The organism is Mycobacterium lepromatosis, assembly GCF_000975265.2.
In the GTDB taxonomy this organism is placed as follows: Bacteria; Actinomycetota; Actinomycetes; order Mycobacteriales; family Mycobacteriaceae; genus Mycobacterium; species Mycobacterium lepromatosis.
The window spans coordinates 2,655,432-2,681,842 of record NZ_CP083405.1 but is presented as its reverse complement, the minus strand read 5'-3'; the positions used below and the strand labels follow the sequence as shown (position 1 = coordinate 2,681,842).

Sequence of the window (26,411 nt, the reverse complement as noted above, 5' to 3'; positions counted from 1 at the left end):
TATACCTGCACGTCCCGTTTGTAGGTATCTCGATTCCATGCTATCCACCGGCGACCCGCCCTCATCGCCAGAGCCGGCTCCGTAAGCGTTGGGCTACGGTACGTGGCGGATGACTTCGGCAAAGCGCACACTGGGCAGTGTCCAGCTACCAACGGCAAGGAGGTCGGGTGGGCGAGTACGGTGCATTCGGGTTTGATCCCGACGACTTCGATCGACTGATCAGGGAGGGCAGCGAGGGACTGCGCGATGCCGTTGAGCGGATTAGCCGGTTTGTCGGTGGCCCAGGTGTTCGGACGGCATGGTCGGCGATCTTCGAGGACTTGTCGCGGCGTGCGCGTCCCGTGCCGGAAACCGCCGGCGAGGCCGGTGACGGTGTGTGGGCCATCTACACCGTGGATGCTAACGGTGGCGCCCGGGTCGAACAGGTTTATGCAACCGAACTCGATGCTCTGCGGGCGAACAAGAACAACGTTGATCCGAAGCGCAAAGTGCGCTTTTTGCCGTACGGCCTCGCGGTTAGTGTGCTCGACGATCGCGAAGAGTCGACGCAGTAGTCGTAGTCGCAGCCAGCTCTGTTGGATGGCGTTCGAGTCGTCGGACTTAGTTGATGCTAGGTGAGTCAGAGCGGTAAGTGACCTGGTTGTTGAAGCAGGGCGCCTCGATGATGTCGACTGAGTCGACGGTGACTGAGTTTTTCACGCCGGACATGGTGAAGCTGGCACGATGGCCGGTTATAATGACGGTATTGGAAACTCCGCTGCCGCTCACAATGCTGTTGTTGCAGACGATCGTTTTGCTCTGATTGACGCCGGAGATGCTGATGTAAGACGGTCGTCAGTGGTGTCGATGGTCCACCGCTGGGCGTTTGGGGCCGATTTGCTGCTGGGCCCGGGCTTCTGCGATCGTCCTCGGTGAATTGGCACTACGGGAGAGCTTGGGGTAAGGGACAAAACGACGAGGCGGCCGTGGGCTAGTCGGTGAGGGCTTAATGTGGCGATGTCACCAACGGCAGTTAGCACGATACACAACACACAACGTCCCCCTGGTCCACCACAGGGGAATGCCCGTGCGCGGTTTCGGCGACAGGTCCCGGAAAACGGGCCGTCGTAATCGTAAGACGGCGGCGTAGGAACCGGTGGCGAGTATGTAGCTGTAACTGTGCGGTGGCTGCGTGCCTCCCTGGCCGGATGAGTGCTCCTAGTCGGCCAAGCAGGCGCTCCAGCTCCCGGATCCGACCTTCACGGATCATCCTGGGGTTCCATGCACCGATGTTGCCACACAGGATCGCGCCGAATGCGTCATTTCCTGGGGAGCTTTCGGTGCTTTTGGAGGGTTTCGGCAGTTCGGTAGTTTCAATGACGTACCTGATTTGTTCAACCGAATTGACGGAAGCTTAGATTGCTGCGCCGGTTGATCTCAGGGCAGCTGCTCGCCGGCTGCTATGTTCCTTGGCTTATGACAGAAATGGATCGTCTCCGCGTGATGCTGATGGCAGGGTTGGGTTGCGCCCGCTGTCGCTGTACCGATGCCGAAAGCAGAAGCTTCCCCACTGTACCTACCTCTTGCCGCGCCCACGGCCCAGTTCGGAGGATTCCTGTTTCACGACGAGTTTGACGGTCCAGCGGGCTCATCGCCGGACCGGTCGAAGGGGATTGTGTCAAACCACCGCACGCTGATCGGGAACCCGGTCGGGTTTGCAAGACTCGGGTTTTTGTGGGCAGTACCGTTACAGTCGCCAAAACGCCTTCCTTGAAGGCAATTCCAATCTCGTTCTGCGCGCCAGAAGAGACCGCAACGGCTACTTCGGTGGCCTAGTCAGTGGTACCTGGCGAGGAGCCATCGGGACCACTTGGTAGGCACGAATAAAACTCAACTGCTTTACCAGCGGTTGCTGGCCTGGTTGGTGGTTGTCCAATGATGACCCTAGTCGCAGCGGAGAAGTCGGTCTCATGGAGTGGTACGGTAACGGATAATAATGACCGTCGGGAACTACTGTCCACGCAAACTCCGAGGGCACAGCGTTTGAGACGCATCCGATTGTGGTGGACAACGCGTTGCATAACTGGTGAGTCACCTGGCATATAACCGGCATGTACTTCTGGCTGGATTATGCAAACGGCATGGAGCCCTACTTCAGTGTTTCAGTGCCTGCCATCGAAAATATCAACGACTCCATCCGACAGGGGGCATTCAATGGCCCCGAGTATACGATGTTTCCGGTCTTAAATCTTGCTGTTGTTGGTTCAGGTGGTGGCGACCCCGTGCGTGGTGCTTATCCAGCAGAAATGCGTGTCGGCTGGGTGCAGGTCTCTTAGGCCGCAAAAGATATTTGCTAAACCGATGCGTGATTTCATAGCATTCTTTGTGAAAGTTGTCTGGGGAAACTCGCTAAGACGAAGGCACTGGTTTTTTCTAACGATTAGTGGTATTTTGAATTGGATTGTTGTAGCGTTTTGTTGACAATGGGGGGGATCGGCATGATGGCAGTCACCGTTTGTGTCTCGTAGGCCGGGGGAACGGCCAGTTACTGCCGGTCTGCACCAGGCGATCAAGTGTCACCGCCAGCGGCTAGCCCGGAGGTTGACGGACCTGTCCAGCCAAGTGGGCTGTGCAGAGCTGGCAGGACGATGTGTTCCCGCCGATCGCGAGGATATACCGCTACGATCGCCGAAGCGTGTTCATCGATGACAATTCCCAACCTCTTTCTCTGCGCCATTCAACGAGGGTGGCATCTAATACGGTGCTAAACTGTGTGGCAACTTGCGCAACATGATCAACTAAACCTGGGAAAGCGTATAAAAGCTGGACTTTTTGTCCCCCGGCCTGCGTCCTTTTTCTGACGTGTAAATTAGATCCCCTGCCAGCCGGCGAGGTCGATCTTGCGAGTGATATGGCAGGGGCCAGTGGATGTCGTGCACCACGGTCCACGTTGCACAGAATAGGAAAATCCGGGAAGGGGAAACCGATTCCCGTTTTGATCGACAGCGACTGGTACACCTGGCGAATGTGTGTTGGAATGGAGGAGATTTCAAATTCTGGTGGAACTATGTCGATGTCGCAAAACCATGCCTCAATTTTCCCAACAGACTTATATAGGTGTACGACAATCTCGATGGCATACGTTGGCTGTTCAATAATCCGGGCTATTTGGATGACTCCTATGTTCACGCTGGTGGTCGGTGATGTGGGTACCGGCTAATCCGCCTTGGGTATTCTCGCAGTCCGTGCTCATCGACTACATACGTATCTATTAGCGGCTACACCGGCATTGGTAATGCTCGGTGACAACGGCGAATGTACGTCGAATTCGCGCGCGATGGCCGTTGTCTGCTTCACATGTTCGCCAGGCACGGTGATCGCGGTGAGGGTGCCCCACTTTTCGTCCTGTCGTATGTCAAATCGCTTGCTGCGCAATATCGGTTCGCGGGCTCCTCTGATGCCGAGCATCCAGGTGAGCTGGGTGATGCCTCCAGAGAAGGGCGGGATGCCGATGACAACTACGGCTCGGTTGGATTAACCCACGCCGCCACGTAGTGCGCGTATCAGCTTGTCCTCCAGATGCGTGCACAGCGCGTTTTTCTTGCGCTGTGCATCGTAGCGTGACCACCGCAAACGCTTCCTCGTGGGTGAACTCGATGGTTCTGGTGTCTTCCGGTTGGTATGAGAGGAGAGCTAGTGGTGTGTGTTATTGGGTGGGTACGTTTGGTTGGTTGAGGTAAGTGGGTGGTGTATGTGGTTGCCGCCTTGGAGTTGCGCGTTGGTGATCGGGGTCGGCTGGAGTGGTTGACGAGGGCGTCGTGTGTGCTGGTGGGGCAAGTGACGCGGGCGTGGATTGGGTTGGTGGTGTCCGGTGGGGTGGCTAAATACTGATATCCTGGTTCGGGCACGCCAGGGACGGGGCGATGGCCCATCCACATCACCGTGTTCACCGATGATGCCGGGATCAAAATGCTGGGTGGGGCATCAGGCCTAGTCTCTCTGCTATGAAAGTAATCTTTGTTATAGTTTGTGTCAGGTGAGCTTATCACCTCGCCAGTGACCGTGTCGGCACGGCGCTCTCTGGTGCTCAATATGACCCGAACCACCGGGGAATGCGTCTTCTAACGCATCATGGGTTTTTCTTACTAGGCATGGAGCTGGTGACGGGAATCGAACCCGTGTGTTCAGGTCTGGGAGGTCGATTCAGGGGACATCTAACGTGATCACGGACGGGGTTTGTCGTGACGCTAGCGCTCTCCTGAAGAGGCTGAAGCATCAGACCGTTGGTTCCACGATTTGATCGTGTATGGCGCTAAATTGATCCCAATGCCTTGTTCACTTCGTAGAGATCCCGCTCGTTGCAGTCGGCTCGACCCCGTTCGTGAGCGTCGAGTTGGACGATGAAGGTGTAGCGGCTGCGGATGGTGGCCATCTATTCGTTGAGCCAAACAGGTTTAGTGAGATAGCCGATATCCTTTTGACGGCAGTTGGCACCATTGCGCTGCCTAAGGACATCTTTCGGGCTCACGGGGTTTGGTGTCACGGTCGTCGACTACCGCGTCGAGGTAGACTGTGAGCACTTACAGTCGCTGGGTGAGCATCTCATCAAGCGCTCCTGGGGTTTATGCGAACCAAAGCAGGTCATCGAGGTCGCGTGCGAGGGACACTCAGCGGCAACGAGCGAGCTTCTCGGCAAGCTTCTTCGACTCGCACCAAGGGTTGTGGGTAGCAAGGTTGAAGTCGTACCTGCTGTGAATTGGCAGGAACACCGGTTTTGAGTCTCGGGATCCAAGCTCAGTGCGTGGCGAACGGCCTCGACCTTAGCGTCGAGTTGGGGTCGACTGAAGGGGGTGTCGACCCTGAGGTCGGCTTCGACGATCGTCGTCATCGAAATTTATGATCGCTAAAGTGCAGCCGTCGATCTCGGTGCCATTGGGAGTATGCAGATTGGTTAGGTTCATCTCATCGTCAGGTACGGCGAAATCGAGGTCGGTCGATGAAGTGGCTGGCGTTTTCAGCTCTAAATTGCGCAGCGCGGTGCCGCTCCTGAACACTAAGCCGGGCTTCTAACAGACCAGAGTTGTGGAGCGCATGCAACGCGTGGTCCTGTGCACTGTTCGGCAGTGCGGCGTCGCGGCCACCTTTGACGTCTTGGTTGTGCTGAGCTGGATAACCTCGGTGATATCCGGCACCTGGGCTCAAGTAGGGCTGGATCAGCGTGTTGTTGGCCTTGGTATCGTCATGAAGACACTCTCACCGTCAACGCGGGGGATCAAGCAGATCGTCTCGGTCGCAGGATAGGTCGTAACAATTGCTTCTCGTGCGTTGTTATTGCCTGTTATTCTGAAGACATGTGCAGCGCGCTGTGTCGTTGTGTGGCACAAAAGCGAACAAAACTTAGTTATAGACGGTATCGACTTTGTCGTCGTCGGCTAGCTACTGTGCTAGGCTTGCTGTATCTTTGCAGGCGGGTGGCCAAGCCGCAACATCGATTATTAGCACTTCAAGGTTCCACGACAGTAAATCGTTGGATGTCGTTAGTCTTTGTTCAGAAAGCTGGATATGGACGTAATGTCAGGTGAGCGGCGCGTGAGTGCCTTAGTAAGGGGTTTTCGGGTGGGCGCGCAATGGTCTAATATTCGGCGGTCCACTGGGCCAACCTGAGTACAGATGTAACAGATTCCATCGTGAACATGCCGGACCACGTAGAACCCAATGCACTCGAAACTCGATGAAGCGATTACCCTAGCAATCGGCGCTGGCGTGGGCGCCCGGCAGGAATTCCCAGGCATGTCGGGTTCCGAGCTTTCCCAGCTGACAGTCATGTCGGAGTCTGTAGACCATTTGCCGGGCTTCTATATTGGCACTTTTGTGGCTTGTCTGGTTTAATAGCAGTACACAGTCGGTCCAGCGTTATCGACCCAAGTCGCCGTCAATTTCGAACTGTTCGACTACATCGGTAATCGAGCATGGTATCACCAGTGCCACTCAATTCACCACGTCGCTTAATGTTGAAGGGAACGAAATAAAGACGTCGTATGACAGTGTGAGTGGTGTCGTGATCTGACTGTCGGGGGGGCAGTAAGCGATTTGGGGATTATGTTGCGCGCAGGAGTGTATTCACAAGCCGGGCAGTTTGCATGTGCCGCATGGCTGGGTGCGAGGCCTCTTACCGAACAAACATTCGAAAATTATCGCGTTGGTCACGCATGGAGCCGATGACGGGAATCGAACCCGCGTATTCAGCTTGGGAAGCTGATGTTCTGCCATTGAACTACATCGGCGCGGTTGCCTCGAAAGGCTAGCATCTGCTGCCGAGCTAGCCTGATAGGCTCCCTACTGCTCACCGAGCGTGACTTCAGGACGCCGCGTTTCTGGCGTCGACGTTGCAATGCCACCGCACCGACGTGAAAGTGCGGGAAGTTTTTCTGGCGCGATCCGATTAACCCGTTTTTCCTGGTAGGCGGGTAGCTACCAGATTTTAACGGAGATTGTTTATTCGTCCGTTATCTCGGAAGATGCTATCCGTGATTTGCCATAAAATTCTGAGGAACCGACGAAAGTCGTCACTGGTGTTGACTGCGGTCCTGACCCCTAGCCGCCGTGTTTTGCGTGGTGGCTAGGGTTTCGATGCGGGCGGGTACGCTCGGACATCGAAATGGCTGATTGCCAATCGCGCTCGTTTTTGCCTGTTAGGCTCACACCGGAGCAGGACCTACAAGTGATGACAATCTTGGTTGCGGCGCCATCGGCGTGGCTTTCTTTGTGGTAAATGAAATCGGTTGTGTGCGAACGGGTTCGTTGAGATGGCGTTCGGGGGCTTTGCGATCGATATGGCGATTCCCAACCCCGACGCTGCCGCGGATATCACGCCGGGAAACGCAATCGTCGCTTTCGTGCTCGACACCGCAATCTGATTTGGATGCGAGATGTGACTGGGTGTGGTGCACATTACACATGCCGGTGGCACGCATGTGACGGGGGTCGGCAACTATGAGGTACATCTATGTCGTCGCTACCGGGGTAGGGTACCTAACGGGTCAGGAAAACGACCGCTGCTAACAGGGTAAAGCCGGTAACGCTAATTGAATGCAATCGGTGGCAGATACGCTCAGCGGGTGCTGCTCTCCGATCGTGACCTCAGGGCCGAAATTACCGCCGGCCGGTTTGGCATCGACCCGTTCGACGACACTTTGGTGCAGCCGTCCAGCATTGATGTTCGTCTTGACTGCATGTTCCGCGTGTTCAACAACACCCGGTACACTCACATCGACCCCGCACAGCAGCAGGATGAACTGACGAGCCTGGTCGAACTGGTTGACGGGGAACCGTTTGTACTGCACCCGGGTGGATTTGTGCTTGGCTCAACGTTGGAGTTCTTCACCCTGCCCGAGCACTTGGCAGGACGGCTGGAAGGCAAATCATCGCTGGGGCGGCTGGGCCTGTTGACGCACTCGACGGCGGGCTTCATTGATCCTGGCTTCTATGGCCACATCACGCTCGAACTGTCTAATGTTGCCAATTTGCCGATCACCCTGTGGCCGGGCATGAAGATCGGTCAGCTGTGCATTTTGCGCTTGACCAGCCCGGCGGAACATCCGTACGGTAGTGATAGCATGGGGTCAAAATACCAGGGTCAACGGGGGCCGACCCCATCCCGAAGCTACGAGAATTTCATAAAAACTACTTAGCTTCTTCCGGACCGCAGCACAGCCTTCCAGGCAATAGTCTGTGTTGTTGCGTGGTTTTCCTCCGCCCAGACTGCGGTTGGCTCGTAAAATTTTTTGGAAGAGTCGTTAGATAGTGTGTTCGAGGTTGCCGCCGACTTCGACACCGCCAGCGCGCCCGATCAGGTTGCGGCCGGCTATGCTGCGTGATGCGCTGGCCACCTACAAACGTTTAGAACGCCTTGCTGGTATCGGCCGTTCCTGGTCGCGGCTGCTGGCAGGACAATAAATTACGAAAGCGAATTTGGCTGTCGTCGAGACCTCCGATGACTCCATCGTTGATGTCTACGAATAAGCAGGTGTGCAGTGTTGCCAGCCCGGCTATCATCGTGAAGCGGGTGTGCTATTTTGGTGACTGACCTGCAGACCGCGGCGTCGGTCAAGGTATCTGCTAATGTGTTTCTGGCAAACAAGATTTCGTGCATCAAAGTAGTCTCTGAGGTGTACGAAGTCGCCTATGTCGGCTTCACCCTGCTAGTCGGCGTGTTCGGATACGACTCGCGGATTGGACGTCAATGTCTTAATGCGAGTTTGGGTTTCTGCGGTGGTTGTCTGCCCAAGGACATCTGCACCTTTATGGCATGCGCCGGAAAGCTGAGAGCCAATCAGGTGTGGGCGTTCCTGTGTGAAGTGGACAGCGTCGATATGTGGTATTGTACTTTGATGGTTAAGCTGATCAGCACCGCATACGCTGGTGACCAGCTAGAAACCAAGGTTGCCGTATTCGACTCGGCTTCTCAACCCGGATGTGACCATATGACCGACTTGTCCGCACTCAATGTCTCGGTCGGCTGCAGTTCAACGGTGGTGCGATGAATGTGGGATGACCTCAAAGCCCTGGACAACGCGCGTCGCCAATGCCTCACGCTGAACTGCACCGATGGTTTACGTGGTTCAGGCCTCCGAGACGTGGATACGGTCTTGGTGCTTACTGAGTGGCTGGAGTCATAGTGACCTCCACCTCGTCGATTTAGCCGACCACGTGCGGGCCCGGGTGATCGCCGCTAGCCGTAATTGCCCTAGACGTCACCCCGTTGGTAGCGGGCAGGTTGGGGCGGGTATGTAAGCGCGGCGCGGTACGGCCCTAAAGACGCGGGGTGTGGTTGTGTTCAGCGCCGCGGCCGGCATGGAAGGCGCGTTCACCCGGTGCGTAGCGGAACATTGTCCCACTGTCCGTCAGCTACGTTGGTTATGCGTTGGTAGGCGATTACCGGAGTCCCAGGGTGTGTCACGATGCCATTGACTTTGAGGCAGGGACCGAGGGTACTCGGTGACCCTGTCGCTAGACTGAGCATTCCACCGTGTGTTCGGTGCATCGGTCTGGACGGTTCGACAGAACCACCGCGGTAGTATTTGACGGGGTACTGATGCTTACGCACTCCGGGGCCACGTTCTCGATCTTACCGACAGAGTTGAAAACCTAGAGCTGGGTTTCGACCTAATGCAGGCGTTGATCATCGTCGCTGGGCTCTCGTTCGAACCGTCCAGGCCCCAATAACCCAATCGTTTATTAAACTAGACCCGAATCGGCAGCACTTGCCGGATCAGCGCTTAGCAACGCGACACCGGACATTGCGCCGACTACGACAATGGTACGCTGAGCGCCGGCACACAAACAATTATGCATACATTATCATCTTTTGTTTCATCTCATGGCCTAACCACGAAACCACACCTTCTGCAGACCAAACCGAAAACTACAAAACAGTTGTCCGCTGATGCTGGGTAACTCCAGCGGCCTGTCGCGGCAGCGAATCGGTTATTACCGTCGGGTAACCTGACTAACCCCGGTACCTGGCTGCATTTCTCGAGCCGAATCGCGCCTTTTCGAACCATATCCGTGATGCCGACGAATCCAGCTCGTTGCCTACGTGCCGGGTTAGAACCTTATAAATAACGGATCCGGCCACGTCGGCTGCGGTGACCGCTGGGCCGCGTAAATCGTTCGGGAGCGACTTTACCACTTCTTCGATCCCCCACAACGTCGAAGATGCAGGCCGCAACTGGATCTCGACGATGCCGTCTACTGGTCGTACTAGCACGGCTAGGGTGCCGTGGCGCTACGCGGTGGCGCCACCGAACTGCTGCTACCGGGATGGTGCCCTGAATGTCTTGTTGCCGCTTTCCGGTATCGAGAGTACGGCGACGATGCCGTGTGGCAAAATCGGCTGTACCGTATACCGTTTCAGCCTCGTCCTACGATGTCGAATGCTAAGCTCACACGGTAGTTTGCAGACCACGAGCATATCGGAGATCGCCCACTGTTTGTCGTGGTACAATTTCCTCAATGCCGCCACTTCGAGATCCTGGTGGCCTTGTCCAGTGATGATATCGACGTCGGCAGTAGCTTGTGGCATCGAGTGCCAGTGCCGCGTTGGTGGGCTATGTCCGTCAAGACCACGGTGGAGCTGGGCTGTATGTACGTGCGCCATGGTGTTGTGGTCGTTGAATAGAAAATCCGCAGTCTGGAAGACTCAGGCGCCGTTACAGCCGCCACATTGGCCTTTCGGGTGGTCTACGGCCATGTAACGTCGGTGTTCCGGCCCGAGGACTTGGTATCGGCGCTAGAAGCGCCGGTCTCACTGAAACTGATTTCGTCAAGTAGCGGTCGATAAGAAGTGTTAGGAGCCACCTATGCGGGGGATTATCTTGGCCGGCGGCTCGGGTACACGGCTATACCCAATCACGATGGGCATCAGCAAGCAGTTGTTGCCGGTTTACGACAAACCGATGATCTATTATCCGCTGTCCACGCTTATGATGGCCGGCATCCGAGAAATCTTGGTGATTACCACCGCGCACGACGCGCCTGGGTTTCAGCGACTCTTAGGCGACGGCAAGCAATTTGGCGTCAACATCAGCTACGCGACACAGGATCATCCTGACGGTCTGGCGCAGGCATTCGTCATTGGTGCCAATCACATCGGCGCCGACACAGTGGCATTGGTTCTGGGGGACAACATTTTCTATGGACCCGGCCTGGGTACCAGCCTGAGACGCTTCCAATATGTCAGCGGAGGAGTCATTTTCGCCTATTGTGTGGCTAATCCTTCGGCCTATGGTATCGTCGAACTGGACTCTAGTGGCATGGCGTTATCGTTAGAGGAGAAACCCGCCACGCCAAAATCTCAGTACGCGGTGCCGGGTTTGTATTTCTATGATAACGACGTGGTCGAGATTGCCAGGGGCTTAACCAAATCCGCGCGAGGTGAGTATGAGATCACCGAAGTTAATCAGATCTACCTCAACCAAGGCCGGCTGGCGGTCGAGGTGTTGGCTCGCGGGACGGCATGGCTTGACACGGGAACTTTCGATTCACTGCTGGATGCTAGCGACTTCGTCCGCACGTTGGAACGTCGGCAGGGTTTGAAGATTAGCATTCCCGAGGAAGTGTCATGGCGGATGGGTTGGATCAACGATGAGCAGCTCGCTCTGCGCGCGCACAGCTTGGCTAAGTCGGGGTATGGCTGTTACCTGTCGGAACTGTTGGAAAGGCGTTGATTTCGGTAGGCGTTAGCCAACGCCGCGGCGACTGCTGTGGTCGACGGAACTGACAGAGCTAGCGTCATGCCATCCACCGCCGAGCACACCAACTCGGTAACACGCTCTCGCTGGTCAGCACTTCTCCCTGTGTTCGGTCTGCGGTGCTGAACAACTTATTGACGGTAACTGATCAAGAAGTTACCCAGCCGGTCGATCGCAGCAGCGAGGTCACGAGACCACGGCAGCGTCACCAAGCGCAGATGATCCGGCGCCGGCCAATTGAATCCGCTGCCCTGGGTGACCAGGATCTTCTCCTGTATTAGCAGGTCGAGGACCAGTTGCTCGTCATCGACGATGCCATAGACTTCTGGGTCTAGCCGCGGAAAGGCATACAGTGCACCCGCGGGTTTGACGCATGACACTCCCGGGATCTCGTTCAGTTTGGTCCAGGCGACGTCGCGCTGCTCGAGCAGCCGACCGCCTGGAAGCACCAAGTCTTCGATGCTCTGATGGCCACCGAGGGCTACCTGGATCGCATGCTGCGCAGGAACATTCGGGCACAACCGCATATTCGCCAATAGATTGATCCCCCCAATAAAGCTACTGGCATGGTCCTTGGGCCCGGTGATTGCCAGCCAGCCGGACCGGTACCCGGCGACCCGGTAAGCTTTCGACAGACCGTTGAAGGTCAAGCACAGCAGATCAGGCGCAATTGAGGCCACGCTGATGTGCTTAGTGTCGTCGTAGAGAATTTTGTCGTAGATCTCGTCGGCAAGCAGCAAAAGCTGATGCTTACGTGCCAGGTCGACTATTTGGCTAAGGATTTCGTTGCTGTAGACGGCGCCGGTAGGGTTGTTGGGGTTGATCACGACCAGTGCTTTGGTGCGCTCGGTGATCTTAGATTCCACGTCAGCGATATCTGGCTGCCAGCCTTGGGTTTCGTCGCAGAGGTAATGCACGGGTGTGCCACCGGCCAGCGAGGTCGACGCCGTCCACAGCGGATAGTCCGGCGAGGGGATCAGCACCTGATCGCCATTGTCTAACAGGGCCTGCAGCGTCATCGTGATTAGCTCGGAGACGCCGTTGCCGAGATAAACGTCATCGACGTCGAATCGGGGGAACCCGTCGACCAGCTCGTAACGGGTAACTACCGCGCGACGTGCGGTCAGGATGCCCTGGGAGTCGGAATACCCCTGCGCGTACGGCAACGCCTGGATCATGTCGCGCATGATTACGTCGGGCGCGTCAAACCCGAACAGCGCTGGGTTACCGATATTGAGTTTGAGAATGCGGTGGCCTTCGGTTTCTAGTCGTGTGGCATGCTGGCTCACTGGGCCACGGATTTCGTAGAGGACGTCCTGAAGCTTGGACGACTGCGAGAAGGCACGTTGCCGGTGATAGCCAGGGGTGTGCATGGGCAGCTGGTGAGTAGTCATGTAACCCATGGTGCCACCGCTATTCATTGAAAATTTGCTGATAAGTGTCAAGCACTTAGTCAGTGCTTGCCCGGCGGCCGTGCGCTCCGTGTGATGCTCAGTCTTTTGACGGGCTCGGTTGGCGGTGTCGGGTTGCCATCGGTATGACTAGGCGGTTCCAGCTTTGCTTCCGATTTCGGCTCGTCGGGTACTGGAATTTCGGCTTGGGCAGGGTTCTTTTTCGCTCCGGGTCGTTTGGCACCACTAGCTATACCAAGCCCTTTCACGGGTGCTGCAGCGGCCGGTGCTCCGGCTGCTTTAGCTGGTGTGGTTTGAGGTGTTGCTTTTTTGGCGTCAGGCTGCTTGGCGTCGACGGCCAACCTGATACCCTTAGCAGGTGCGGCTGACCTCCCAGCCTGTGTGACCTTCTTCGGCGCTGGCGCCTCATTGGGTTCTTTGATGGTTACGGTAGGGGCAGGCGCGGCAGTTTTGATCATCTTTGCTACGGCCGTGCCCTTCGCCGGCAGTTTCGCCTTGTCGTAGTCGAGCGAGCTCAGTAGTACCTGGGCCACATCAAGCACCTCGACGTCGCTGCGACCAGCTTCTTCCTGCCGGTCGTTGACACCGTCGGTGACCATTACCCGACAGAACGGGCACGCGGTGGCGATCGTGGTGGCGTTGGTGGCCAGCGCCTCGTCGACGCGTTCGTGGTTGATCCGCTTGCCGATGTGCTCTTCCATCCACATACGCGCGCCTCCCGCGCCGCAGCAGAAGCTGCGCTCGGCGTGCCGTGGCATTTCGGTGAGGTTGGCTTTCGAGGCCCTGACCAGTTCACGAGGGGCCTCGTATACCTTGTTGTGCCGGCCTAGATAGCACGGGTCGTGGTAGGTAATTTCTTGGGACACCGGGGTGACCGGGACCAGTTTTTTGTCGCGCACCAGCCTGTTGAGCAGCTGAGTGTGGTGCAGTACAGTGTAGTTGGCGCCCAGTTGTCGATATTCCTTGCCGATAGTGTTGAAGCAATGCGGGCAGGTGACGACGATCTTGCGGTCGACGCTATTCACACCTTCAAAAAGCCCGTCCAGGGTCTCGACAGCCTGGGCGGCCAGCTGTTGGAACAGGAACTCGTTGCCCGAACGGTGCGCCGAGTCACCGTTGCACGTTTCACCGGCGCCCAGAACCAGGTACTTCACCCCGGCGATGGCCAGCAGTTCGGCGACGGCTTTAGTGGTCTTCTTGGCTTTGTCGTCGTAAGCGCCGGCACAGCCGACCCAGAACAGGTATTCGTAGCCGTCGAAGCTGTCAACGTCCTCCCCGTAGACCGGTACGTCGAAGTCGACCTCGTCGATCCAGTTGGTCCGATCTTCGGTGTTTTGCCCCCATGGGTTGCTCTTGGTTTCCAGGTTCTTGAACAACGTGGACAACTCGGAGGGGAACTCTGACTCCATCATTACTTGGTAGCGACGCATATCAACGATGTGGTCTATGTGCTCAATATCAACCGGGCATTGCTCGACACAGGCGCCGCAGGTGACACAGGACCACAGCACGTCGGGATCGATCACTCCGCCTTGTTCGGCAGTGCCGACCAACGGACGGGTCGCCTGTTCGGGCCCGTGTCCAGGTACTCGGCCGAATCCGGATTCCGGCACATGGCGGCCCTTGTCTTTGGTCGTCTCGAGGTTGAGACCCTCCAGCGTTTCTGCTGTTTTCTCCCCCAGGATGTAGGGTGCCTTGGCCATCCAGTGGTCGCGCAGGTCCATGATTACGAGTTTGGGCGACAGGGGTTTGCCGGTATTCCAGGCCGGACACTGCGACTGGCAGCGCCCGCACTCGGTGCAGGTGGCAAAATCGAGCATGGCTTTCCAAGTGAAATCCTCGATTTTGCCGCAACCGAAAACAGCGTCCTCGCTGGGATCCTCGAAGTCGATTGGCTCGCCGCCCGATTCCATGGGCATCAACGGGCCCAGTCCGTCGGGCAGCCGTTTGAACGTTACGTTGATCGGTGCTAGGAAGATGTGCAGGTGCTTGGAGTGCAGCACGATCAATAGGAAAGCCAGCATGACGCCGATGTGCAGCAACAGCGCAACGGTTTCGATGATCTGGTTGGCGCCCTGACCCAACGGATGCAGCATCGCGGCTATGGCTTGCGAGAAGAATGCACCGCTACCATAAGGGAATTCGTCGCCGAGTGCATCGACCGATGCTCCACGAAAAACGGCATACGTCCAAATGACGTTGAAGATCATGAGCAAGATCAACCACGCGCCGCCGGTATGGGATCCGTAGAAGCGGGATTTGCGGCCGTATTCTTTTGGCTTGCTGCGCATGCGAATAATCGCGAACGCGATGGTGCTAGTCAGTACGGCCAGCGCAAAGAAGTCCTGAAGGAAGCCTATCGTGTTCCAGCGGCCGATGATCGGGAGGTGGAAATTAGGCTGGAATAGCACACCGTAGGCCTCAATGTAGACCGTAAGTAAGATGAAGAAGCCCCACATGGTGAATAAGTGCGTCAAACCTGGCAGTGACCACTGCAACAGTTTTCGTTGCCCGAAAACCTCGGTGATTTGCGTCCAGATTCGGGTGCCTAGCTCGTTGGTGCGCCCGTTGGCCGGTTGACCGGACATGGTCAGCTTGTATAGCCACAAGACTCGCCGCGCCGCGAACAGCAGCACGACCGTGGTCATACTAAGACCTAGCACCATTCTGATTAGCATCTGGGTGGTCACAGAAGATTTCTCCCATGCATAGTTATTTCGAAATTACTGCGCCGAACCATTCGATCTCCGTAATAGGCGGCGCGATGTTGTTCCTTGTTCTATCCTACTAATAGTGACATCTGTGCAGGTTACAGTGCGAGAAAGGCAACCCTAAGTTGCTTATTATGGTGACAACTTCATGTCGGTGCTTATTGACTTGACCATGGATTTATCGAATTTTGGCCGGTCTTGCCTGGTGTTCCCGGCGGCGGGACAGTAGTCGTCGTTGTAGTGGGCCTGGCTGGGGGTTGTGGCTCTTGATATCAACTGGGCGGGCGGCGGGATCACCTATACGGTAGGGCTGTTGTTCGGCATGTTCATGGTCCACGACGTTGGCGATGCTGTACTGGTTCGGTGTTCGTGGTAATGGTAAGCTTGTTTTTGCCGTGGCCGAGGCTCACCGCCAGCAACATGACTGCACCCGCAGCCCCCCGCTCTAAATATCAGAACCTGTGAGTTTGTACCACGACAGCAGTGCTGTTTCGTCCGCATAGCGTTGTCCGTCTGTATAATCGAACTACTTTGTCTCATAGATATATTTCGTCAGCGAAGTCCGATCTTGTGTAAGCCACCGGATCGTCTACTCTAGCGGCTTCCTGTGACCAGTCTAAGGATCGGTAACTGGCCGATTTGTCTTTGCCAGCGGTCTGGGCGCCCCATACTGATGGACTCAATCTTGTTTAGCGGGGAGACTAAGTTGGTGGGCATGTCTATCCCGCCGACATATATAGTCGGCAAGCCCTATAACGATTGCTGCCGACCGGGCAGCGCTAAGAGCGGGTTGCTGCGTGGTCAAGATGGGTACCCGGAGGGCGCTTCTATATTTGTGCGATAAGTAGCGAGGTGCTTCCTTCTCCGAAGGTCATGGCTGATTCCAGTTTGAATCACAGAATTCCGTTGTACTGCAATGTCTCTTCAATGGTGCTGATTAAAAAGTCCAGTGTACCAGTTACACGTCTCTCAAAATTTTTGCAGTACAGCAAGATAGCGGTGCTCTATACAAATAACTGGAACATGTTGTGGTCCATCAGGTTTAAGAAACTCTTCCTTGGAGTGCCAAAATTCGACGAGCAGGCTGGTCAGCGAACTCATGCTTGCGGTGCCGGCGAGATTGGTGGTGTTGACATCGATGCGGCCCGCTCGAAGCTAAGTCAGGACGAGCTGATCTATCGCGTTCACCGGAGAACTTGGCGTTGTGGACTGAGTGGCCGATCTACGGCCAGTTGGATCCGGCATTCGACCTCACGTTCACTAAAGTGACGTTAATGCTAACGCCACACAAAGCGACAACGCCGTCCTTCGGGAATTTCTTTTTGGCGAACAGCATTGCGAATGCGACCTAAGCGGCAGAGCTCTCCATGGAAGAAGACCGGAAACGGGTCGCTACCGCCACCAACGCCTCATGTAGCGCTGCGAACTGACTGTCGGGCCAATAGGTGGGGATCGCAATAAGTGACCGGCGTACCGTGGACGGCCGTGCGCGCCATCACGTCCAGCGGTTACTATCGTCTCCGCTTTCACGGGTACTTCGTCTCGTTGACAGCTACCAACGGAGTCTGGTCTCCGATCCGTTCGACAAATCCCGGCAACACCAAGAGGGGTTCTGTCATGCTCGACTTTTTCTCTGGTAGAAAGACTTTAAAACTGGACTGTGATCTAACAGTGTCAAAATGTATCTGCGGTTAAACCGGCGCGTTGCTCACCTGGGACGCAACCGGGTTAGCCACTCTGATCGACAATCCGAGCAACTTCCTCATATGCGGGCACCCCGGTGTTTTTGTTTGCTGGTGATCAACGGGGTGTTGCTGGTGCCTTCGGCACAGTCACGCACTCAGAGCTCGATGATGCCGTAGACGATCAGCGCGATCAGGACCAGCAGGGCCCAGTCTGCGAATACCGCCGGCTTGCGGTAACCGCGAGGTGGGGTTCGGTTTCTTGGTACCAAAGTTCCGGGCAACTCGAATTGGCCAGGAGGAATTGAGCGGCGTTGGGGGCGGTCCGAATGGCCGGGTATCCGGACCGGCCAACGTTTGCGTACTGAGTCCGTTGGCTATTGAAATCTTCCGTTGGGCTGTAGCGTGCTATGGCACGATGACACTGACACCAACTGTCAACTGCCGCTGCGTGATGCCCGCTGTATTGTGGTAATATGCAAATGCCGCTGTGATCCCGAGCCGCACTATGCGCCCCCGGCGTGTGCTTAGAACGTGTCGACCTTGTCGATGCTGACGAACATGCCATGTCCGGTGCGATTGTTCGTGAACCGGGTGCCATCCGTGGTCGAGTCGATCGTCCACCCTTGCGCGTAGTAGATCTTGTAGTCGATGGTGACGGTTGGGATAGCGCCGAGGTTGCCCAGCACCCACTGCACGGATCCGTTCGCGGTGATGTTGACGCCGTTGACGTGCTCACCGTCCTGTATAGGGGAGTGGGTGAAGGGTGCCTCGCACCCGACATTGGTGGTGCTTATCTGGCAACGCGTTACTCCGGACTTGGTTTCGATAAAGACGTAACCGTTCTGGTCGGGCGGAAGTGGGATCGCGCCAGCTGGCGCGGTCGGACTCACCGGTGCGCTGGGTGGGGTCGCGTGAGGGCTGGTGTTCGGTGGCGTCGACCTGGGTGTTGGGAAGGACAGTCCAGTTGGTCCTGTTCCCGGCGTGGCGACCGGTTTGCCCTCGATGATGGAGCTGCAGCTGTCGATTAGCATAGGACTGGTTAGCAAGGGGGTGAGCAGCAGGGAGCCACCGGCCAGACTCCGCCGTGTCTTTGGCGAAAACTCCACGCGCCACTCCCCGAAATTTTGAGATACCGCAAGTCAGATTACCCATGAGGTTATGCAAGTTACTGCAGTGACGTCTTTTTGGAATGGTAACGATGACAAAGTGTTACAGCTGCTGCACGACCCCAGCCGCCATCTCAGTAGCGCGATGAGCTGTAGCTAGGATGCCTTGGTAATCGGTGTACTGGCAGAAAGTTCCCGGATAGACCGGCGTGTATCTGGTCGTCGGTAGGAGCAGGATGGTCACGCAGCAATGCGGTCAGTGACATTACAAGGCCCGGAGTGCAGAAGCTGCATTGCAGGCTATGGCCATTCCCGCAGTGCTGACTGCATCGCTGACAAGGTGCCGCCATTCGCCGCGATGCCCTCGATTATTGGCACCCCTATGCTGTCCACTTGCATCGCAAACAACAGTAACGACCGCACGGTATCGCCGTCCGACAGTACAGTGTTCGCAGCCGAGATGAGTGCTGGTGAGGCCGCACTGCTCCCGCAGCAAGTTCGCCAGCATCAGGCGTGGTTCGTACAATGGCCATAACGGAGGTGCCGTTGGGCTGGTTGTTCATGCATTGGTTGCCCTCGCGATTGCTTCTTCAACGGCGTCAGCCCAAGACCGGGCCGTCATGGAGGCTCCTACCTGGGTGGGGTATGGCGCACGACCTGTGGAAGTCGGTCGTAATGTCGTAAAGTTCCATTATTGTAGCTTGGCTGCCATCCTTGAGTCCTAGCTCTTCGACCAATCTTTCGACGATTGCCGTTTCCATGTCCTGCTGTAGGTGGAGGTGTACAGCCCAATCTTAGCAAGCCTTATCGCGTAGCTCGATACGCGGTCAATAGCTATCGAGCTCGATGGATTCCACCGCTCCGGCGATAGCGAAACCCACTTTTCATCAATAGAATTTCGTCTATATGAAAATAAAGATATTTTGCCATATAAAGGAAAACGCACTTCGGTTATCATTGTTGTCTTACGCGACCAAGGTTTCCCACAACTTGGTGAACAAGACCGCGAAAGTGATCTAGCGCCGTCCCCCGCTGCTACAGTATTTGACTATCCCATCCAATGTCACCGTGAGCGCCGGGTATTCGCTGGCCGGTGTCCCCGGGTGTGTGTGGGTGTGATCGAACCGCCCAGGGTTCCTCTGTTGCGTATTATGGACGTTCCTGATGTACCCATCTGCCAGGTCATCGGCGTAGTAGCTTGCCGGATTTGTGTATCGTCCTACACTTTGATATAGGCGGTTTAGTCGCCGATATCAACTCGTTGCTACGGAGTTCAATGTCTTGTAGCTCGCTTAGCCAGGAAATGGCGATAATATGGTCAATATACGCGAGCCGTGTAAACAATGTTTAGACAGCAGATTCTGACCGCCGGACAAAACCTAAACGTCTTAACCAAGTTGAGCAAGCAGATCAACCCTGATCGATGGTGTCGGTCCGGTAGTAGGCTAATGACGCGGGTTGCACCGGTGCCGCTCGCTCAGCAATGCGGTGATGGCAGCCGGGGTGCCCGGAAGCCGGGTGATTATCACATCCAGTGTCGTTGATCGCGTTGATCATCTCCGGCACCGAAGCGATGGTTTCGCCTTGACGCCGACGGTGATTCGATCGTCGGGTCAGGGCCGGGTGTCTCGACGTGGCCGAATTCGATAAGCGGGACTTCGGTTGCCGTTAGCAGCATATAGTCGACGAATGTGGATAGCCCAGTGGGTTGCCCTCGTCGTAGCAGGAGAGGTTTTCCAGCAACGCATCACCCATGCTTTGCGTTGTCCCACCGGCTATCCGGCTATACACGATTGTCGTGTTGATCATGGGCCCACGTTTTCGCTGAAGATGTAGCACAACAGTGTGCCTTTTCTTGGTGCCACGTCTATTTATCAGGTGCATACGTGTGTGGCATTGGCCTATACGATGGGAATCTTACGCGACGTAACGGGTGGTCGCCTCCAGTGCAGGCGACATGCCCGGCGGCCGCTGATTAGGCTGGCAATATACCTGGTCGGCCAGTTGACCGAAGGTCCCTGCCTTTGAGGGTCGCCCTGCCCAGCTGCGCTTGAGTGCGTAAGCTCGACCTCGGATTCGGTCACCTTGAGGTGGTGTGCGGCCAGCTTAACGATCTTTTCCCCGCCGCCTAGTACAGGACTCCTTGCTAGCTCCGGCAGTCATCGAGCCCGTTGGGGCTGCCCCGATTGGTTCGATATACGTCGCGCACTCCAGGCTGAAGTGGCGGCCCTGCGCGAGCGCATACTGCTGCTTCTTGCGGGACCGCTCGTGGTCAAGGATTTTCACGGCCTGCTCGAACGTATCGATCGGAGCTACGTGGCAATCCGGGCCTCGGAGACGGCAGCGGTGATCGGTACCGCATTCGATGTGCTGTCATAATCGCATGCCATTCGGGTGTGCCTTTGACATGTCAGGCTTGCTCTGCCGACATGAGGTTCTTGCGCTCGTGCTCGATCTACTTCAACGCCGCTGGCACTTGCATGCGGCCAACATGATGCACAAATCCTAGCGCATAGGGATGACCTTCCAGCTGAAGCCTCCGGTATCGCGCATGATGGCCCGAACACGTTCTGTTGTCACTTTCGATCAGCCGCGCACAAGAAAGCCCGCAACTCATGCGGTGTCTGGATATGCGTCCTGAGGATAGGTTCTTCGGATACGGCCGACCATTCGATTCGATCACCAAGCCGTGGGTCTCGGTCGGTACAGGTGCACAGATCGTTGATATATGTTTGTTGTGACGACACATTATGCTGACGTCGCAAGGATTTCCTAGTCTGGCGGTGCTCCAGCCGTCCTGCCTACAATGTTGTTGAAGTAACTGTAATGAGCCAGCATGTCGCAGGACTATGTGCGGGTGAAGTCGGTGACTGCCGACAGTGGTTCGTAGTCCACGTCGACTAGTTCGAGCACGTTCTCGGCTGCTATAGGCGCAGCCAGGTCACCGCCGAACTTCGCCTCCCTTCGGCCAACACCGGCGGTGGGGTGTCGGGGACGTCTGTGCCCACCATTTCGTCCTTTACGTTCGGGCTGAGGTCGACCGCGGTGAAGACCGCTTGCACGCCGGGTAGTGCCAGCGCTGTCGACGCGCCGATGCTGTTGATCCGGGCACGGGCGATGGGAATACGCACACAGCAGGCGTGCAACATGGCAGTTCGCTTGATGTCGTCGACGAAGCTGCCGCGGTCGGTCAGCACAGACGTCTTCATAGGCATTGGATACGGGTACCAGCCTACCGGGACGCCGGTGATGCCGGGGCCGCCCTGCACGCCTTGAGGTATAATTGCCCATCCTGTTGTCGCACAGTGTGAAAACCAACGTCTCTATTGGTAGAGTTACGTTACCGTCGGCTATCGTTGACGCAACGTCGACTTCTTCCTTGCCGAGCCGCCGGGTATGACAACCCCAAAAGTGCTGGTTGATGCTTCGTTGAATGTCGTGGTTTCGGTGCTGTGAGACGGTGGCTGCGCCAACGTCGTTATCGTTTTTAGGGGCAGCCGACCTGTCGGTTCCACCGGGTGTCACCCATCATAGGCATGCCGCAGTGGCTTTTTGTAGCAAGCCGATCGGGTACAGGCTGACTACGTGGTGTTGCATGTCGTCAACACTCCCGACGTCGGTCCCGCGGTGATTGCGTGCTGGCATCCCGCAGCTGGCTTCCCTGCACCTACTGTCGCGATCAGCCGGACACCCCGTCGTCATTGTGCGCCGGCATATCTGAGCAGCCCGCCTGACGTCGAGATGGTCGATTGTTACAACCTTGCCACCGGATGAAATAATATCGACCAGCCGCAGGACGAACCAGCGTAATGTCAACCCGCTTTCAGCTCTTAGGCATTGGCAGTAAGAGCAGCCGCGGCGTGACCGAACATGGTCTGTTTGATGACGCCCAGCGTTCCTGGATCCTTGCCGCCGAGTGGATGAAGCATGTCGATCGCCACGGCGGTCACGGCATCCTCGGCCGCCGTATTGTCGACAATTCCGAGGCGGGCGGCTTCGCCGCCGCCGAACCGGCGCCCGGTGATCATTGATGCAATTGCTGCCTGGGGAGCAAGTTTGGCTTGTATCAGTGCGGTCATGCCGGGCGTAAATGGAATTCGGATATCTACTTCAGGAAAGCAGAAATAGCCGCGGTCCGCACGCATAACCCGAAAATCGTGCGCCATGGCCAACATTGCCCCGACGCCGAACGCGTGACCAACGACGGCCGCTGCAGTAGGTATAGGCAGCGTGAGGAGGCGAGCCAGGAGGCCCTGGACCCGGCCGACATACCACTGAGTCTGGTCACCGTGCGCGGAAAACCAGTCCAGGTCTAGCCCGTTGGAATAGAATTTGCCGAGTGCCGTCGTCACCAAGCCGTTGGCACCGCTGGCTGTGATTTCGTCGAGGCAGGAGTTGATTTCTTCAAGAAAGACAGATGTGACACGGTTTTCGTCATCACCAAGTTCGAGGATGGCGATCTTTTCGTCATAGTGCACAGCGATGGTCATGCGGTTCTTCCTTTCTGTTGTAGGTTACTTTGCTGTGGTGGTCCGACTTCGAGAACCGCGCGCACCGCTGCATGGAGATGCTTTCGTACCGTCTTGTTACCCAGCCGGTCACGGCGCAGCAGGACCGCTGTCGGCAGATCGATGAGGCATTTCGCGATCGTGTCGACGGCACCGGTGTCTTTGCGGTCCCAGACGGCCACCGCGAGTCGCGTCAGCACACCGATCAGCAATGCGTAAAGCTTTTCCCGAGTTCAATTTCGATCTCGTTGGGCAGGAACGAGTTGAGTAGTTCTTCTCCGCTGCACCGTCAGCATCAGCCGGGGGGAGTCTGGATACTGTTCGGCAAAGACGACCGGTGCATCGGCGGCAGTGACCACAGCTTCGACTCCGGCCCGACGTTCCGATGTTGACAGGGCCTGATCAACTAATGTGGTTTGCGTCTTCAAGAATCGGTGTCCCGCCCGCAGCCATACTCAGCCCATCAGCGCCGCACGCTACGCGAACATATGTGTAGACGATATGTTATAGACGGAATCATTAAAAACGCCAATCGCTGTACTGATCGCACAGATGGTCACCACGGGCCGGCCTGGACGCGACAGACAACGACTCGGCGGTATCCAGGAACCGAACTGGGTCATGCACACGAGGACAGGGCATAGCCCCTCACGGTAGCAGAGTAACTGTTCTAAGATCTGTGCATTATTGACGCCGCCAACCTGCCTACTGTGACAAGGAATAGTTTCTGGGCTTTTTAGCCGTCGAGCAGCGGTCCGATGTGCTCTTCTGGGAAATGATGGCGTATGCAATAATAATTATGCAATAATGATATAGTATTTCCGCGAAGTTGGTGCCCGCCACCGACAACGGCCTTCAACGAAATCCTCGTCAGTTGACCTGCGAGTGCGGTCGCCAGCTCAACCTTCGATAGGAACAGTGGTCCATGTCGGTGAGCCCTTGCGGTGCTACCCTCTCCACCGAAGCCCCCCACACTTCCTGGCGGTACCCATGTCACCGACACGCTGGCGGAATTCGTACACCCTCAACTTATCGGGGACAAAATCGCCAACTGGAGGCGTTAACTATGACGGCAAGTTGAGTGATCTAGGCTGAAATCCTGAGTTGACAGCGCCGCGGCTGTAGGTGCAGACTTGAGTTGGGTTCACTCATCCTAGTGCACGATAAAAGCTCTACTAATCAGGAGGAATCACCATGGCTCGTGCGGTCGGCATCGACCTTGGGACCACCAACTCCGTCGTCTCCGTTCTGGAGGGCGGCGACCCTGTCGTCGTTGCCAACTCCGAGGGGGCGAGGACCACTCCGTCAATTGTCGCGTTCGCGCGTAACGGCGAGGTGCTCGTCGGCCAGCCCGCCAAAAACCAGGCGGTTACTAACGTCGACCGCACCATCCGGTCGGTCAAGCGGCACATGGGCAGTGACTGGTCCATCGAGATCGACGGCAAAAAATACACCGCGCAGGAGATCAGCGCCCGCGTTCTGATGAAGCTGAAGCGCGACGCCGAGGCCTACCTCGGTGAGGACATCACCGATGCGGTCATCACCACACCAGCCTACTTCAACGATGCTCAGCGTCAGGCTACCAAGGAAGCTGGCCAGATCGCCGGTTTAAACGTACTGCGGATTGTCAACGAGCCGACCGCCGCCGCCCTGGCTTACGGTCTGGACAAGGGTGAGAGAGAACAAACCATCCTGGTGTTCGATCTGGGTGGCGGCACCTTCGACGTTTCGTTGCTCGAAATTGGCGAGGGCGTGGTAGAGGTGCGTGCCACCAGCGGTGACAATCACCTCGGTGGCGATGATTGGGACGACCGTATCGTCAACTGGCTCATCGACAAGTTCAAGGGCACTAGCGGTATCGATCTGACCAAGGACAAAATGGCTATGCAGCGGCTACGTGAGGCTGCCGAGAAGGCCAAAATCGAGCTCAGCTCGAGCCAGAGCACTTCGATTAACTTGCCCTACATCACCGTCGACGCGGACAAGAACCCGCTGTTCCTCGACGAGCAGCTTACTCGCGCCGAATTCCGACGCATCACACAGGATTTGCTCGATCGTACCCGTCAACCGTTCCAGTCGGTGATAAAGGACGCCGGTATTTCGGTTTCCGAGATCGATCACGTCGTGTTGGTGGGCGGTTCGACCCGGATGCCCGCGGTGACCGAACTCGTCAAGGAACTCACCGGTGGCAAGGAACCCAATAAGGGTGTCAACCCCGATGAGGTCGTTGCCGTTGGTGCTGCGTTGCAGGCCGGTGTCCTCAAGGGTGAGGTGAAAGACGTTCTGCTGCTTGATGTTACACCTTTGAGCCTGGGTATCGAGACCAAGGGTGGCGTGATGACCAAGCTCATCGAGCGCAACACCACGATCCCCACCAAGCGCTCAGAAACCTTCACCACTGCCGACGACAATCAACCGTCGGTGCAGATCCAGGTCTACCAGGGTGAGCGCGAGATCGCCTCGCACAACAAGCTTCTCGGCTCCTTCGAGCTGACCGGTATTCCGCCGGCTCCGCGCGGTGTCCCGCAGATCGAGGTCACTTTCGACATCGACGCCAACGGCATAGTTCACGTCACGGCCAAGGACAAAGGCACCGGCAAGGAGAACACGATCAAAATCCAGGAAGGCTCCGGTCTGTCCAAGGAAGAAATCGACCGGATGATCAAGGACGCCGAGACGCACGCCGAAGAGGACCGCAAGCGCCGCGAGGAAGCTGACGTTCGTAACCAGGCTGAGACCCTCGTATACCAGACGGAGAAATTTGTCAAGGAACAGCGGGAAGCCGAAAATGGTTCGAAGGTGCCTGAGGATACCCTAAACAGGGTGGACGCCGCTGTGGCAGAAGCCAAGACGGCGCTTGGTGGTACCGATATCTCCGTGATTAAGTCGGCGATGGAGAAGCTTGGCCAGGAGTCCCAGGTGCTGGGGCAGGCGATCTATGAAGCCACCCAGGCGGCGGGCGGCGAAGCTTCCGCGACTGGTGGCTCGAGCTCTGCTGACGATGTGGTGGACGCGGAGGTGGTCGACGACGAACGGGAGTCCAAGTGACCGAAGGCAATCCACACGAACAGGTGACGGTCACCGACAAACGGCGGATCGATCCCGAGACTGGCGAAGTACGATCCACACCTCTCGGCGACACGTCGGGAGGTAGCGAGCCGGCTAGTCTGGCTGACCAGAGCGCCGACACTACCGACACAATGGCCGACAAAGTTGCTGAACTGACTAGCGATCTGCAGCGGGTGCAAGCTGATTTTGCTAACTACCGTAAGCGAGCGTTGCGCGACCAGCAGGCGGCTTCGGATCGGGCCAAAGCCACCGTCATCAGCCAATTGTTGGGCGTGCTTGACGATCTCGATCGAGCCCGCGAGCACGGTGATCTGGACTCGGGTCCGCTGAAGTTAGTCGCCGACAAGCTAATGAACGCATTGACCGGCCTCGGGCTGGTGGCGTTTGGCGTCGAGGGCGAGGACTTCGACCCGGTGCTGCATGAAGCCGTGCAGCATGAGGGCGATGGCGGTGAAGGCTCCAAGCCGGTGATCGGTGACGTCCTGCGGCAAGGCTACAAACTGGGCGAGCAAGTGCTGCGGCACGCCTTGGTCGGGGTGGTCGACACGATCGCAGGCGATGGTGCCGAAACGGTCGCCATGGTCGCACCCGTCGACAGCACAGCTGAAACCGAGCAAGGTGACTCGGACGATAACGTGACGCCGCAGGTGAAATAGGTCCCAAAATCAAGACAACATAGTAGAGGAATT

General features: G+C 56.7%; 17 protein-coding genes, 1 tRNA gene and 3 pseudogenes. 12 read left to right on the top strand and 9 right to left on the bottom strand.

The genetic code is table 11. The features are described from left to right. The first annotated feature begins 167 nt into the window (after positions 1-167). Positions 168-554, top strand: coding sequence for a hypothetical protein (locus MLPF_RS12760; RefSeq protein ID WP_045843887.1), 387 nt, complete (start codon positions 168-170; stop codon positions 552-554). 46 nt (positions 555-600) lie between these two features. Here MLPF_RS12760 and MLPF_RS17960 read toward each other — a convergent pair whose 3' ends face one another. Further along, positions 601-708, bottom strand: coding sequence for a DUF3060 domain-containing protein (locus MLPF_RS17960; RefSeq protein ID WP_420329660.1), 108 nt, complete (start codon positions 706-708; stop codon positions 601-603). 747 nt (positions 709-1,455) lie between these two features. Between MLPF_RS17960 and MLPF_RS12750 the strand changes: the two are divergent. From MLPF_RS12750 to MLPF_RS12735, 4 genes and pseudogenes are all read left to right on the top strand, one after another. Beyond that, a pseudogene (locus MLPF_RS12750) lies at positions 1,456-2,315 on the top strand (glycoside hydrolase family 16 protein). Between the two features lie 1,021 nt (positions 2,316-3,336). Next, on the top strand, positions 3,337-3,534 hold the full coding sequence (locus MLPF_RS12745) for a hypothetical protein (RefSeq protein WP_156147182.1): 198 nt from the start codon (positions 3,337-3,339) through the stop codon (positions 3,532-3,534). Between the two features lie 192 nt (positions 3,535-3,726). Beyond that, the gene (locus tag MLPF_RS12740) at positions 3,727-3,870 is read left to right on the top strand and encodes a hypothetical protein (protein WP_156147023.1); all 144 of its coding nucleotides are present in this window, start codon (positions 3,727-3,729) and stop codon (positions 3,868-3,870) included. A gap of 1,200 nt (positions 3,871-5,070) precedes the next feature. Beyond that, the gene (locus MLPF_RS12735) at positions 5,071-5,280 is read left to right on the top strand and encodes a hypothetical protein (RefSeq protein WP_156147297.1); all 210 of its coding nucleotides are present in this window, start codon (positions 5,071-5,073) and stop codon (positions 5,278-5,280) included. Between the two features lie 909 nt (positions 5,281-6,189). Here the strand turns inward: MLPF_RS12735 and MLPF_RS12730 are convergent. Continuing rightward, positions 6,190-6,263, bottom strand: a tRNA-Gly gene (locus tag MLPF_RS12730). 834 nt (positions 6,264-7,097) lie between these two features. Between MLPF_RS12730 and dcd the strand changes: the two genes are divergently transcribed. The 4 genes and pseudogenes from dcd (at position 7,098) to rfbA (ending at position 11,207) form a co-directional block, all read left to right on the top strand. Further along, the gene (gene dcd, locus MLPF_RS12725) at positions 7,098-7,670 is read left to right on the top strand and encodes a dCTP deaminase (protein ID WP_045843886.1); all 573 of its coding nucleotides are present in this window, start codon (positions 7,098-7,100) and stop codon (positions 7,668-7,670) included. Between the two features lie 387 nt (positions 7,671-8,057). Further along, a complete protein-coding gene (locus tag MLPF_RS12720; protein ID WP_050039374.1) occupies positions 8,058-8,522 on the top strand; it encodes a hypothetical protein in 465 nt (154 codons plus the stop codon). Positions 8,523-9,914: 1,392 nt separating this feature from the next. Then, positions 9,915-10,311, top strand: a pseudogene (locus tag MLPF_RS12715) (nuclear transport factor 2 family protein). Between the two features lie 29 nt (positions 10,312-10,340). Continuing rightward, positions 10,341-11,207 (top strand): glucose-1-phosphate thymidylyltransferase RfbA, encoded by an 867-nt coding sequence (gene rfbA / locus MLPF_RS12710; RefSeq protein ID WP_045843881.1) that lies wholly within the window; start codon positions 10,341-10,343, stop codon positions 11,205-11,207. A 155-nt stretch (positions 11,208-11,362) separates the two neighbouring features. Here the strand turns inward: rfbA and MLPF_RS12705 are convergent, their stop codons facing one another. From MLPF_RS12705 to MLPF_RS12690, 4 genes and pseudogenes are all read right to left on the bottom strand, one after another. Beyond that, positions 11,363-12,652, bottom strand: coding sequence for a pyridoxal phosphate-dependent aminotransferase (locus tag MLPF_RS12705; protein ID WP_045843880.1), 1,290 nt, complete (start codon positions 12,650-12,652; stop codon positions 11,363-11,365). A 32-nt stretch (positions 12,653-12,684) separates the two neighbouring features. Continuing rightward, positions 12,685-15,333: a (Fe-S)-binding protein gene (locus tag MLPF_RS12700; RefSeq protein ID WP_045843879.1), complete on the bottom strand. Its 2,649-nt coding sequence runs from the start codon at positions 15,331-15,333 to the stop codon at positions 12,685-12,687. Between the two features lie 2,230 nt (positions 15,334-17,563). Then, on the bottom strand, positions 17,564-18,070 hold the full coding sequence (locus MLPF_RS12695) for a hypothetical protein (RefSeq protein ID WP_156147298.1): 507 nt from the start codon (positions 18,068-18,070) through the stop codon (positions 17,564-17,566). A 178-nt stretch (positions 18,071-18,248) separates the two neighbouring features. Then, positions 18,249-18,671, bottom strand: a pseudogene (locus tag MLPF_RS12690) ((2Fe-2S)-binding protein). A gap of 1,694 nt (positions 18,672-20,365) precedes the next feature. Between MLPF_RS12690 and MLPF_RS12685 the strand changes: the two are divergent. After that, positions 20,366-20,524, top strand: a complete 159-nt coding sequence (locus MLPF_RS12685) for a hypothetical protein (protein WP_156147296.1) — start codon at positions 20,366-20,368, stop codon at positions 20,522-20,524. Between the two features lie 545 nt (positions 20,525-21,069). Here the strand turns inward: MLPF_RS12685 and MLPF_RS16540 are convergent. The 3 genes from MLPF_RS16540 to MLPF_RS12670 all read right to left on the bottom strand — a co-directional run bounded on the left by MLPF_RS16540 (position 21,070) and on the right by MLPF_RS12670 (position 22,865). Beyond that, positions 21,070-21,414, bottom strand: coding sequence for a hypothetical protein (locus MLPF_RS16540; protein WP_045843874.1), 345 nt, complete (start codon positions 21,412-21,414; stop codon positions 21,070-21,072). Between the two features lie 561 nt (positions 21,415-21,975). After that, positions 21,976-22,635 carry an enoyl-CoA hydratase-related protein gene (locus tag MLPF_RS12675; RefSeq protein ID WP_045843872.1) on the bottom strand — a complete coding sequence of 220 codons (660 nt, stop codon included), beginning with the start codon at positions 22,633-22,635 and terminating at the stop codon, positions 21,976-21,978. Beyond that, complete coding sequence (locus MLPF_RS12670; RefSeq protein WP_236685219.1) at positions 22,632-22,865, bottom strand: hypothetical protein; 234 nt, start codon at positions 22,863-22,865, stop codon at positions 22,632-22,634. The genes MLPF_RS12675 and MLPF_RS12670 overlap by 4 nt, the downstream gene beginning before the upstream one ends. A 982-nt stretch (positions 22,866-23,847) precedes the next feature. On the opposite strand from MLPF_RS12670, the gene dnaK reads away from it, so the two are divergent. Together dnaK and grpE are read left to right on the top strand one after the other, a co-directional pair. Next, a complete protein-coding gene (gene dnaK / locus MLPF_RS12665) occupies positions 23,848-25,701 on the top strand; it encodes a molecular chaperone DnaK (protein ID WP_045843871.1) in 1,854 nt (617 codons plus the stop codon). After that, entirely contained in the window at positions 25,698-26,378 is a 681-nt protein-coding gene (grpE, locus tag MLPF_RS12660) for a nucleotide exchange factor GrpE (protein WP_045843870.1), read from the top strand. The genes dnaK and grpE overlap by 4 nt, the downstream gene beginning before the upstream one ends. Positions 26,379-26,411 lie beyond the last annotated feature (33 nt).